This is a genomic window from Paraclostridium bifermentans, assembly GCF_019916025.1.
Classification (GTDB): Bacteria; Bacillota; Clostridia; order Peptostreptococcales; family Peptostreptococcaceae; genus Paraclostridium; species Paraclostridium bifermentans.
In genome coordinates, this window is record NZ_CP079737.1 from 1161112 (window position 1) to 1173492 (window position 12381).

Genomic DNA, 12381 nt, shown 5'->3' on the forward strand with positions numbered 1-12381 from the left:
ATAAAACCCTTATAAAAGATATTAGGTGGTGCAAAAATGAACAAGAAGATAAAAATAGTTATTTGTATGATGATTATTTTAATAATAGGATTAGGTGCTAAGTTTGTATATGGAGAAGCTGAAGATCCAATGCATAAAAATTTTAAGGATCATGTAGTTTTTTATCCTCAGCATCAAGATGATGAAACTCTATGGGGATCAAGTGCAATTATAGAAGCTATAAGAGAGTGTGGAGCAGATAATGTATATGTTGTATTAGTTTCAGATGGTTCAGGTGTAAATGTATTTAATCAACTTGAACAATTTAAGGGTATAAGTAGAAAAGAAAAAGAAATTTTAAGAAACAATGAATTTAAGGCGGCGTTAAACAGCTTAGGAGTTAAAAATAGCAATATAAGGATTTTAGCAGATGAAACAGAAAAAACAGGAACACATTATGATTTAATGGAAAAAACTATATTAGATTTTGAAAATAAATTTGGTAGTGTTACTCAAGTTTCACAGCATTATCAGTATGATAATCATCCAATGCATAGAAAAAATGGAGTCATTTTAAAAAGACTTAGTGATGAAGGAAAAGTAAAAGATGCTAGATATTTTGTAAAACCAGCATATGTAAAAGATATACCAGAAGATCAAAGGGATATATATACAGCAAATAATGAAGAGGATAAAGCAAAAGTAAAAGGTGCTTTAGATGCATACAAAACAAAAAATGAAAAAGAACAACTTTATGGAATTGGATATATGTCAACTCATAAATACTTTGATCATTTATACAATGATCCTCAATATACATCAGTATTAAGTAGATACTAATAAAAAACTATCTAAAATTATTTAATTTTAGATAGTTTTTTTTATTAGTTTAATGTGGCAATTAAATAAGAAATGAATATTTATAAATAAGAGTGAAAAAATAAGTACACTTAGTAGTAAATCATAAATTTTTTAACAACGACACTAGGTGGTGGATAATATGAAAAAAACAAATATTAGAATAGGTGTTCTAATATTAATTATTTTTATAATTGGGATTGGAGTTAAGTTTCAAGGGTTTAAAAGTGAAAAACTTGAACATAAGAAACTTGGTAGTCATGTAGTTTTTTATCCTCAACATCAAGATGATGAAGTACTTTGGGGAGGTAGTGCAATACTTAAAGCTATAAATACTTGTGGAGCAGATAATGTATATATTGTATTAGTTTCAGATGGATCAGGCGTTAATGCATTTGATCAAATGCCAGAATTTAAAGGTATAAATAGAAGAGAAAAATGTTGTTTAAGAAATAATGAATTTAAATGTGCTTTAAAAAGTTTAGGAGTAAAAAGTAGTAATATAATAATTCTAGCTGATAAAACAAAAGAAGAGAAACCACATTTTGACCTTATGGAAAATACGATATTAGATTTTGAAAATAAATTTGGCAGTGTTACTCATATATCTCAACACTATAAATATGACAATCATCCAATGCACAGAAAAAACGGAGAAGTTTTAAAGAAACTTAGTGATGAAGGAAAAGTAAAAGATGCTAGATACTTCCTTAAACCTTCGTATGTTAAATATATTCCCCAAAGCCAAAGAGACGTGTACTTATCAGACACTATAGAAGATAAAGCTAAAATAAAAGGTGCCCTTAATTCATATAGAATAAGAAATGAAAAAGAACAGCTTTATGGAATCGGATATGTATCAGCTCACACGTACTTTGATCATTTATATAATGATCCTCAATATAAATCGGTGCTAAGCCTTTACTAGAAAAGATGAATATAATTAAATTTTAAAAATTTAATTATATTCATCTTTTAATTTATGCAAATTTGCAAAAGAAACAACTTTGTGATAAGATTAAGTTGTTTCAAGAAAAAACTTGTTTAGAAATTCGAGTTGTTACTTTTGACATAAAAAATATATCGGAGGTTGAGTATGAAAAAAAATAATATTGTATTTAATATATCTTTATTACTGACCAGTGTAGTTGTAATATTAGGTCTTGTATCACCTACAATGTTTAAAAATGTATCTAATAAAGGATTTAATATAGTAGTAAATAATTTTAACTGGGTATATCTAATCGTTATGTTAGCATTAGTTATATTTGCAGGTTTTTTAATTTTTAGTAAATATGGAAATATAAGATTAGGAAAAGATACGGATAGACCAGAATTTAGTAATTTATCTTGGTTTTCTATGTTATTTGGAGCAGGAATGGGAATAGGATTAGTATTTTTTGGAGCAGTAGAACCTATGAAGCATTTTGTAAATCCAATAGGTGCAGAATCAGGAAGCTTAGCTGCTAAAAACTTTGCAATGCAACAATCATTTATACACTGGGGAGTAACTCCGTGGGCTGCTTATGCAATAATGGGATTATCATTAGCATATTTTCAATTTAGAAAAGATGCACCAGGGTTAATAAGTAGTGTGTTTTTACCTATCTTAGGAGAAGAAGGTGTAAAGGGGCCTATAGGAAAAACTATAGATATTTTAGCTGTATTTACAACAGTAACAGGTATAGCGACATCTTTAGGTATGGGAACAATGCAAATCGCAGGTGGACTTGAATATATGTTTGGAATAAAAAATACTATATATTTACAAATAGTTATAATAGCAATAGCAACAGTTTTATATATTAAAAGTTCTACTAGTGGATTAGATAAAGGTATAAAATTATTATCAAATATAAACTTAGCTTTAGCGGCTTTATTATTATTTGGAGCAGCTATTATTGGACCTACTACACACATGATTTCAAACTTCTCAAATGGAATGGGATTATATGTAGAACAATTTATATCTCAAAGTTTATATATGGATCCTACAGGTGAATGGATTGCTCAGTGGAGAGTATTTTATTGGGCGATGTGGATAGCTTGGATACCTTTTGTAGGAATATTTATAGCAAGAATATCTAAAGGAAGAACTATAAGAGAATTTATAATTGGAGTAACTTTGGTACCAGCATTAGCATGTATAGTTTGGTTTTCTGTATTTGGGACATTGGGTACTAATTTAGGATTAGACTTTGCAAAAGATGCAACTATGGTAACTGAAACGGCACTTTTTAAAGTGTTTTCAAATTATCAATTTGGGAATATACTATCATTAGTAGCTATGGTACTATTATGTACATTCTTTATATCATCAGCAGATTCAGCTACTTATGTACTTGGAATGTTTACATCTAATGGAGATTTAAATCCAAGTAATAAAAAGAAAATTACTTGGGGGATAATACAAGCATTACTAGCTTTAGCATTATTAATGTCTGGAGGGCTAGAAACATTACAAACTGTGTCTATAGTTTCTGCATTTCCATTTGCTATAATAATGATAGTGAGTATAGTATCGATAACAAAAGCATTAAAAACAGAATTTAAAGTAGAAAATGAAGTGAAAAAAGAATTTGTAAGCAAAAAGGAATATAATAAGCCTGTAGTTAAAATAAAAAAAGAAGCTTATTAAATATAAAAAGGAGTATCTTAAAATGATCATATAATCAGCTTAAGATACTCCTTTTTTTTATTATTTTTCATAAAGAAACATAGGTACAGATGTGTTAACATGAGTATCTCCAATAACCATAAGTATATCATTTTCTAAAAACTCAATATAAGGGCCAGGAGATATTATAAGTTCTTCACCTCTTTTAATTGCAACAATAGTTCCACCAGTATTTTGCCAAAAGTTAGTTTGGCCTGGTGTTTGACCTATTAATTTACAATTAGATTTTATTAGAAACTCAAAAGGAACAAGCGGATTTATTGTAGATAGTCTACTAGAGTAGTCTACTATTTTATTCATAGTTTCTAAAATTTGAGATTCTAATTGACTTCTTGAGCTAAGAAGTTCTGACAATTGTGATTTATATGAAGAAACATTTGTTATATTTTGATATTTTTTCAAAAAAGATTCAGCTTTACTGCGAGATAGGACAATAATTCCTTTACCTTTTATACTTTCAACAACTTTTAAATCTTCAAGTATTTTCACTGCTCTTCTAATTGTTTCAGGAGATACATTGTATTTTCCAGCAAGTGCAGACCTTCCATGAAGAGTAGTTCCTTCAGCTATATAACCATTACATATATTATTTGCTATATCTATAGCAATTTTTTGATATATAGGCATAGTATACGATTTTTCCATGATTCCTCCAAAATTATATAAATATATTCTAACACTTAAATATTGTATACCTCATGTAAATGGATGTCTATAGCCATTTTATATATATAAAATAATAATTTTCAATTGTTGGCATTTGACAATAATAAAAATAGCTGTTAAAATTTAATTAGCAAATGCCAAAAATAAAAAGGAGTAAAATTTATGAAATTATCAGTTGCATGTGAAGGTAAATTAGTGAGTACACATTTTGGTCATTGTGAAGGATTTTATAATTGTGAAGTACAAGATGGAAAAATAGTAGAAGAAAAGTTTGTTAAAAATCCAGGGCATAAACCAGGGTATTTACCTGCATTTTTAAAAGAACTAAATGTAAATACTATAATATCTGGTGGGATGGGTGAAACAGCGCAACAATTATTTAAACAAAATAATATAGAAGTAGTAGTTGGAGCTCAAGGGAATTTTATAGATGCTATAGAAAAATATATAAATGGAAGTTTAAAATCAACAGGGTTTGTATGTACAGAGCATGAACACGAAGGATACTGCAATAAATAGAATAAAAGGGATTAATTATGGATTATAATTTAGAATATTTAAAAAGGTTAATAAGCAAAAGTGCACATAAAGTAACACCCCAAAAGATATTAATATTAGAAGTTATGATGAGTAGTAGACATCACTTAAGTGCAAGAGGTATATATGACAAGTTAAAAGAAAAAAATATAGGATTTGCTACTATTTATAGATCCTTGAATTTATTTATAGAATTAAACATAATAAAAAAGATAGATATAGACAATATAACTTATTATGAAATGAAGATTTTTAGCAAAAATCCATTTCATATACACTTTAAGTGTTCTAAATGTGATAGTATAATTGATATAAACAATAAAGATATAAATATTGATTATATTGGTATAATAAGAAAAGTTGAATTTGAAGAAAATTTCCAAATAGATGATTCTGATATTATGTTTACAGGTATATGTGATAAATGCAAGGAGGATACTAAATGGCAAGACCAACAAAATTTAGACGGGTAGAATTTTTCCCCGAAGATACATATTTTACACCATTAGATAAGAAAGGGTGCAAAGTAGATGAAATGACTTTAAAGTTAGAAGAACTAGAGGCTATGAGACTTAAAGATATAGAAGATTTAAATCAAGAAGAGTGTGCTAAAAAAATGCAAGTATCTAGACAAACTTTTCAAAATATAATAGATAGTGCTAGAAAAAAAGTTGCTATAGCATTAACTGATGGAAAAGCTATAAAAATTGATGGTGGCAACTATAGAGCAAGCTTTTGTAAGTTTAAGTGCTTTAATTGCGGAGAATTATATGAAATAAATTATGAACAAGATAAACATAAGTGTCCATCTTGTGGATCTGATGAGGTTATATGTAGCAAAAAAGCTGGAATTTGTAAAAAGTGGTGTGATAAGAATAAATAAAACTATCTCAATATATATATTGAGATAGTTTTATTTATATAAATCTAGTCGGCGGTGATTAAGAACAGGAAGTTCATTTCTGACTTTATCGACATAATCAAAATCTATATCACAAATAAAGAAGCCTTCTTTTTCATCTAATTTATTTACAATATCACCCCAAGGAGAAACAACTATAGAGTTTCCAAATGAAATATATGAATCATCATAATTTCTAGCAGGAGCGCATCCTATTGTATAAACTTGGTTATCAACAGATCTAGATTTAAATAATAATTCCCAATGACAAGGGCCTGTTTTCATATTAAAAGCAGCTGGTGTTATAATTGCTTTAGCACCTTCATTGACCATTGTTCTAAATATTTCAGGAAATCTTAAATCATAACAAATGCAAAGTCCAAATTTACCAAACTCAGTATCAAAAACAGTTACATTATTACCTGGAGTTATAGTTTTAGATTCATGAACAAATTTATCGCCTAGTTGCATATCAAATAAATGAATTTTTCTATGCTTAGCTATTCTTACACCATCTCTATTGAATACATAAGATGTATTGTAAATATTATTTTCCTTATCTAACTCCGGCATAGATCCAGCAACTAAATATATATTATTTTCTTTTGCTAAATTAGATAAATATGTAAAAGTATCTCCATTTTCATATTCTGAATATAAAGGAAACTTATGTGTTTCATAAGGGCAACAAAACATTTCAGGAAGTATAACCATATCAACAACATCTTTTGAAATTTCATTTAATATCGATTCTAGATTTTTAAGATTTGTAGATTTATTTTCATGTACACTCATTTGTACGATGGCTATTTTACATTTATTCATATTTGCTTAACCAGCCTTTCATATATTCTATATTATTATCTTAATATAATTTTATATGATATGCCATCTTAATGATATAATATTAATTATATTTAAGTGAGGAAGGAGAATAAAACTATTGAATGATTTTTTAGTTAATATAAATTCAGATATAAAAAGGTGTGAAGAAACACTAAGCGATAATAATTACTTAGAAATTGTTATAGCTATAGAAGAACTTACAGATAAATATAAAGACAGTATTGATGATATAGAACTATCAAATGGTAGGGTATGGAACTTTACAAGAAAAGATCTTGAAGTTTTAATGAGAAATCTTGAACATAAAAGAGATGAAATATTAAATAAATATGTAGATAAGTATATAAATGTAGATAAGTTAATAAGTAGTGTACAGGAAAATATAGAAAGCAATAGCAGTTTAAATAATGAAGAAAAATTTGAGGCAGTCAAAGTAATATATGAAATTAAAAAAATACATGGTGAAAATTTAAACAAATATTTGACTTGGGAAAAATTGAAAAAACATATAAAGTGGAGTTTGACGCAAGATGAAACTATAGGAATGAGCATAGTTAATTTAATTAATGTAATAATAAATAATAAAAAGGACAGCTAACTGTCCTTTTTATTTTATCTACATAGATAGGTGTTTACATCTACTGATTGTATTAATCCTAAATTTGGAGGATTACCTATTGCAAATATAGTATATATTCTGTTAGCTTTAAGGTTTACTTTACTTGAAAGTGCAATATCTCCATTTTCAGATAAAGCTACCTTTATGTCATACATACCAGCAGGTACTTTAATATAGTCAGTGCTCTCTTTAAAATCAAGATTCTCAAATAGAGTAGTGTTATTAGCAAGAATATTAACACTAGGTGCATCAGGAGATAGATGAACAACCCTAAGAGTGGCCTCCTTAGTTGAAGGTACTTCATTTATATCATCTTCTATTAATAGTAGTTCTATATTTTCTAAATTTCCAACGGCTGCTATAGTAAAAATTCTATCATCAGGAACATCTACCATTTTATTTATAACAACAGTAGATGAATCATTTGTAGGTGTTATTTGTATTGTATGCATTCCTTCTTCTAAATAAGAGTAATCAGAAAAATTAGTAAAAGACAAGTCCTCAACTACTAATTGACCATCTATATAAACATCAACTTCTGGTGCATTAGGAGATGCATGAAGAACTCTTACGATAGAACTTCCTTCTTGAGTTTTAAAACAATCCATTTATATAATTCCCCCTTTATAAAATTTACCTCACTTATATAGAGTATGAAAAAGTTTATATATTTGTTCTTACCATAAAAAATAATATAAAAATTAAAAATAGTAGTTAGTATCATTATTATATGGGTATAATAAAAATATAAGAAATTAATATAAAACGTATTAGGAGGATTTAAAATGTCAGAAAAAGTATGCTTATGCAAAGGAATAACAAAAGAAACTATAGTAGATGCAATAAAAAATGGTGCTAATAGTGTTGAAGCAGTAAAGGATGCAACTGGAGCTACAACTGGATTTTGCCATGGTGGAAGATGTAAGGCTACTATTGAAAAATTAATAGAAGAAAATAAATAAAAAATAAAAAATGAAATTAAGATATCGTTTATTCCAAAATGTTTATGGGTAGACGGTATTTTTTTACTAAATTACAATAAAAAAATATGATAGAAGTTAATTTTTTTGGGTATAAATTCTAGTAACTGTTTAATTGTCGAAATATGCAATTAAGTTAAAGTTAATTTAATATTTTACTTTATGAATCAAACAAACACTAAAGGAGATTTAATATGAAACACTTATTTACAGAAAAGGTAGTTCCAATAGAACTAGACAACCCATCTATACAAATTGACTTTGATAAATGTATAAAATGTGGATTATGCAAAAGAGTATGTGAAAATGAAATTGGAGTTAATGGATATTTTGATTTAGAAAAGACTGGTGACATAGCTATATGTATAAACTGTGGTCAGTGCGTGCAAGCTTGTCCTAAAAAAGCCATAACTCAAGTTATTGATGTAGATAGAGTTAAAGAAGCTATAAATGATCCTGAAAAAATTGTTATATTCAGTACAGCTCCAGCTGTTAGAGTTGCACTTGGAGAAGAATTTAATTTAGAAGAAGGTGCTTATGTAGAAGATAAAATGGTTGATGCCTTAAGAAAATTAGGTGGAGACTATGTATTTGACGTAACATTTGGTGCAGATATGACCATAATGGAAGAGGCTAATGAGTTAGTAAGCCGTATAAAAAATGGAAAAGGTAAAACACCACAATTTACAAGTTGCTGTCCATCATGGGTTAAATTTGCGGAAACTTTTTATCCAGAATTAATACCTAATTTATCAACAACAAAGAGTCCAATAGGGATACAAGGTGCTGTTATAAAAACTTACTTTGCACAAAAAGCTAATATAGACCCAGAAAAAATAGTAAATGTTACTATAACTCCTTGTACTGCTAAAAAATATGAAATTGATAGACCAGAGATGAATGCTTCAGCTAAGTACAATAAGTCTGAAAATATGCGAGATAATGATATAATATTAACAACTAAGGAACTTGCACAATGGTTAAGAGATGAAGAAATAGATTTTAATGCTTTAGAAGGATCTAAATTTGATAATATATTAGGTCTTGGTAGTGGAGCTGGTATAATCTTTGGTAATAGTGGAGGAGTTATGGAAGCTGCGGTCAGAACTGTATACAATATACTTACTCATGAGAATCCACACAAAGAATTATTACACTTTAATCCAGTTAGAGGGCTTGAAGATGTAAAAGAAGCAACACTTACTATAGGAGATACTACTTTAAGATTAGCTGCTGTTCAAGGTACTGCAAATGTTAGAACTTTAATAGAAAAATTAAAATCAGGTGAAGTTGAATATGACTTTATAGAAGTTATGACTTGTAAAGGCGGATGTATCGGTGGAGCTGGTCAACCTAAAATGAAAGCTAGAATATCAAATGAAATGAGATTAAAACGTATAGAGGGATTATACGACAAAGATAAGCATATAGCTGTAAAATGTAGTTATGAAAATCCAGATGTAATAAATGTATATAAGGAATTCTTTAAGCAACCTTTATCACATTTATCACATGAACTTTTACACACTACTTTTGAATCTAAACATGATATGCTAGGATTAAAAGACGATAACAATGTAAGTGATATAGGATAAGAGAGTCGTTGTAATATTACTTGTCTAAGTGTACATAAGTAATATTACAACTTTGTCTTATAAAATAGAAGAACAATAAAGTGAAAATTGTGGTATTATTTGGTTATAAGCAAAAATATAAACATATAATACCACAATATTACTAAATATCTTTAAACTATAAATAGTCTTAATATTAGAGGAATTAATGTTTAAATATAGTATTTAAGATAAAATACTCATTTTAAATATTATGTTTGGATATTGATTTTATAATAATTAAAATTGAGGTGAATTTATGGATGTTAAAGCGATTATAGAAAAACTATATAAAACTAATGATGCAACAAAAGAAGAATTATTGTACTTATTAGATAATATAGATGATGAATCAAAGAAACTGTTAATGAAAAGAGCTCATGAAACTAGGATGAAACATTATGGAAATAAAGTTTACATGAGAGGTCTTATAGAGCTAACAAGCTTCTGTCAAAAAGATTGTCTATACTGTGGATTAAGAAGACACAACAAAGAAGCACAAAGATATAGATTAAACTTAGATGAAGTACTTGAATGTGTGCGAAAAGGTGATAAATTAGGCTATAAAACTTTTGTATTACAAGGTGGAGAAGATGCATATTTTACAGATGAAAAAATTATAGAAATTATTAAGGCTATAAAAAGTGAATTCCCACATAATGCAATAACTTTATCATTAGGAGAAAGAAGCTATGAATCGTATAAAAAACTATATGATGCAGGTGCTGATAGATACCTATTAAGACATGAAAGTGCTAGTAAAGATCTATATGAAAGCATACATCCAGGAGAACCTTTTGAAAAACGTAGAAATTGTTTGAAGAATTTAAAGGAAATAGGGTATCAATCTGGGGCAGGATTTATGGTTGGAATTCCAAATCACACTAATTCAGATTTAGTTAATGATTTGAGATTTGTAAAAGAATTTGAACCAGCAATGTGTGGAATAGGACCTTTCATACCACATAAAGATACACCTCTTAAAGATTATGAACATGGAAGTTTAGAAACAACAGTTATATGCTTAAGTATAGTAAGATTATTACTACCAAATGTACTATTACCAGCAACTACTGCACTTTCTAGCATTGATAAACATGGTAGAGAAGAAGGATTAAAGGCTGGTGGAAATGTAATAATGCCAAATTTATCGCCTATGTCTGTAAGAGAAAAATACTCTTTATATGATAATAAAGCATATATATTAGATGAAGATGCAGAATATCGCGTTATGATAGAAAAAAAGATAAATGAAGCTGGATTTGAGATAGAAGTGAGTAGAGGAGATAATCCTGAATTTATTAAATAATAAAGGAGATTGTATTATGTTTATAAATCATGAAGAAATATATAATATATTAGAAGAAACTAAAAATCCATCAAATGAAGAAATTAAAGAAGTTTTAAGTAGAGCAAAAAAAAGAGAAGGATTATCATATAAAGATATAGCTATTTTATTACAAGCAGAAGATGAAAAAGATTTATCAGAAATATATTCTTTAGCAGGTGAGATAAAAAGAGATATATATGGGAAAAGAATAGTTGTATTTGCACCTCTTTATGTAAGTGATTACTGTGTAAATAACTGTGTTTACTGTGGATATAGAAGAGACAATGAGTTCTGTAGAAGAAGATTAACTATGGATGAAGTTGCAGAAGAAGTTAAAATTTTAGAACAAATGGGACATAAAAGATTAGCACTTGAATTAGGTGAAGATCCAGTAAATGCTCCTATTGATTATGTTTTGGAATGTCTAGATACTATATATAAAACTCAAAATGCAAATGGGGAAATAAGAAGAGTTAATGTAAATATAGCAGCTACAACTGTAGAAAATTATAAAGCATTACATGAAAAAGGGATAGGAACATATATATTATTCCAAGAAACATATCATAAGCCGACTTATGATAATATGCACCCGAAATCATTAAAGGGGGATTATAACTATCATTTAACTTCATTTGATAGAGCTATGGAAGCTGGAATTGATGATGTAGGAGCAGGGGTACTATTTGGACTAGCAGACCCAAGATTTGAAGTCTTAGCACTTATGATGCATAATGCTCACTTAGAAGAAAAATTTGGGGTTGGATTCCACACAATATCAGTCCCAAGACTTCAAGAAGCAACAGGGGTTACTCTTGAAAACTATCCAAACTTATTAGATGATAATATGTTTAAAAAGATTGTTGCAATACTTAGAATAGCAGTACCATTTACAGGCCTTATATTATCAACTAGAGAAACTGCAGCTATGAGAAAAGAGTTATTACGTTATGGAGTTAGTCAAATTTCAGCAGGATCATCAACTGGAGTTGGAGGATATAAGGATAGAGAAGAAGGAAAAGAGAGTAAACAATTTAAAACAAACGATGAGAGAAGTCCAATAGAAATATTAAAAGAACTTTTAAGTGATGGATACATACCAAGCTACTGTACTGCTTGTTATAGAAAGGGAAGAACTGGAGATAGATTTATGCAACTTGCTAAATCAGGAAGCATTAAATATGTCTGTGAGCCTAATGCATTAATGACATTGCTTGAATTTACATTAGATTATGGAGACAAAGAGTTATATGATAAAGCGCAAGCAATTATAAGCACGGAAGTAGAAAATATTGAAAGAGAAGATATAAAAGAAAGAACTAAAGAGAGTATGGAAAAAATGAAAAAAGGAGAAAGAGATTTCTACTTATAGGAG

14 protein-coding genes are annotated in these 12381 nt (G+C 28.3%); 11 read left to right on the plus strand and 3 right to left on the minus strand.

Features of this window, described 5'->3' with window-relative positions:
- The first annotated feature begins 36 nt into the window (after positions 1-36).
- The 3 genes from KXZ80_RS05555 (at position 37) to KXZ80_RS05565 (ending at position 3475) form a co-directional block, all read left to right on the plus strand.
- Entirely contained in the window at positions 37-819 is a 783-nt protein-coding gene (locus KXZ80_RS05555) for a PIG-L family deacetylase (RefSeq protein ID WP_021432465.1), read from the plus strand.
- A 160-nt stretch (positions 820-979) separates the two neighbouring features.
- Positions 980-1765 carry a PIG-L family deacetylase gene (locus KXZ80_RS05560; RefSeq protein WP_021432466.1) on the plus strand — a complete coding sequence of 262 codons (786 nt, stop codon included), beginning with the start codon at positions 980-982 and terminating at the stop codon, positions 1763-1765.
- A 168-nt stretch (positions 1766-1933) separates the two neighbouring features.
- Complete coding sequence (locus tag KXZ80_RS05565) at positions 1934-3475, plus strand: BCCT family transporter (RefSeq protein ID WP_021432467.1); 1542 nt, start codon at positions 1934-1936, stop codon at positions 3473-3475.
- Positions 3476-3535: 60 nt separating this feature from the next.
- Here the strand turns inward: KXZ80_RS05565 and KXZ80_RS05570 are convergent, their stop codons facing one another.
- Complete coding sequence (locus tag KXZ80_RS05570) at positions 3536-4159, minus strand: TrkA C-terminal domain-containing protein (RefSeq protein ID WP_021432468.1); 624 nt, start codon at positions 4157-4159, stop codon at positions 3536-3538.
- A gap of 183 nt (positions 4160-4342) precedes the next feature.
- Between KXZ80_RS05570 and KXZ80_RS05575 the strand changes: the two genes are divergently transcribed.
- The 3 genes from KXZ80_RS05575 to KXZ80_RS05585 are packed head-to-tail and all read left to right on the plus strand — an operon-like array spanning position 4343 to position 5600.
- Complete coding sequence (locus tag KXZ80_RS05575; protein ID WP_021432469.1) at positions 4343-4699, plus strand: NifB/NifX family molybdenum-iron cluster-binding protein; 357 nt, start codon at positions 4343-4345, stop codon at positions 4697-4699.
- 17 nt (positions 4700-4716) lie between these two features.
- The gene (locus KXZ80_RS05580) at positions 4717-5190 is read left to right on the plus strand and encodes a Fur family transcriptional regulator (protein WP_021432470.1); all 474 of its coding nucleotides are present in this window, start codon (positions 4717-4719) and stop codon (positions 5188-5190) included.
- Entirely contained in the window at positions 5160-5600 is a 441-nt protein-coding gene (locus KXZ80_RS05585; protein ID WP_021432471.1) for a DUF134 domain-containing protein, read from the plus strand. The genes KXZ80_RS05580 and KXZ80_RS05585 overlap by 31 nt, the downstream gene beginning before the upstream one ends.
- A gap of 30 nt (positions 5601-5630) precedes the next feature.
- Here KXZ80_RS05585 and KXZ80_RS05590 read toward each other — a convergent pair whose 3' ends face one another.
- Entirely contained in the window at positions 5631-6443 is an 813-nt protein-coding gene (locus KXZ80_RS05590) for a carbon-nitrogen hydrolase family protein (protein ID WP_021432472.1), read from the minus strand.
- Positions 6444-6561: 118 nt separating this feature from the next.
- Here KXZ80_RS05590 and KXZ80_RS05595 point away from each other — a divergent pair, with 118 nt between their 5' ends.
- On the plus strand, positions 6562-7062 hold the full coding sequence (locus KXZ80_RS05595; protein WP_021432473.1) for a hypothetical protein: 501 nt from the start codon (positions 6562-6564) through the stop codon (positions 7060-7062).
- A gap of 14 nt (positions 7063-7076) precedes the next feature.
- On the opposite strand, the gene KXZ80_RS05600 is transcribed toward KXZ80_RS05595, so the two are convergent.
- Positions 7077-7691 carry a DUF4397 domain-containing protein gene (locus KXZ80_RS05600; RefSeq protein ID WP_021432474.1) on the minus strand — a complete coding sequence of 205 codons (615 nt, stop codon included), beginning with the start codon at positions 7689-7691 and terminating at the stop codon, positions 7077-7079.
- A gap of 177 nt (positions 7692-7868) precedes the next feature.
- Between KXZ80_RS05600 and KXZ80_RS05605 the strand changes: the two genes are divergently transcribed.
- From KXZ80_RS05605 to hydG, 4 genes are all read left to right on the plus strand, one after another.
- Positions 7869-8045 carry a (2Fe-2S)-binding protein gene (locus tag KXZ80_RS05605; protein WP_021432476.1) on the plus strand — a complete coding sequence of 59 codons (177 nt, stop codon included), beginning with the start codon at positions 7869-7871 and terminating at the stop codon, positions 8043-8045.
- 212 nt (positions 8046-8257) lie between these two features.
- Complete coding sequence (locus tag KXZ80_RS05610) at positions 8258-9658, plus strand: [FeFe] hydrogenase, group A (protein ID WP_021432477.1); 1401 nt, start codon at positions 8258-8260, stop codon at positions 9656-9658.
- Between the two features lie 277 nt (positions 9659-9935).
- Positions 9936-10985, plus strand: a complete 1050-nt coding sequence (gene hydE, locus KXZ80_RS05615; protein ID WP_021432478.1) for a [FeFe] hydrogenase H-cluster radical SAM maturase HydE — start codon at positions 9936-9938, stop codon at positions 10983-10985.
- Between the two features lie 16 nt (positions 10986-11001).
- Positions 11002-12378 carry a [FeFe] hydrogenase H-cluster radical SAM maturase HydG gene (hydG, locus tag KXZ80_RS05620; protein WP_021432479.1) on the plus strand — a complete coding sequence of 459 codons (1377 nt, stop codon included), beginning with the start codon at positions 11002-11004 and terminating at the stop codon, positions 12376-12378.
- The last annotated feature ends 3 nt before the right edge of the window (positions 12379-12381 follow it).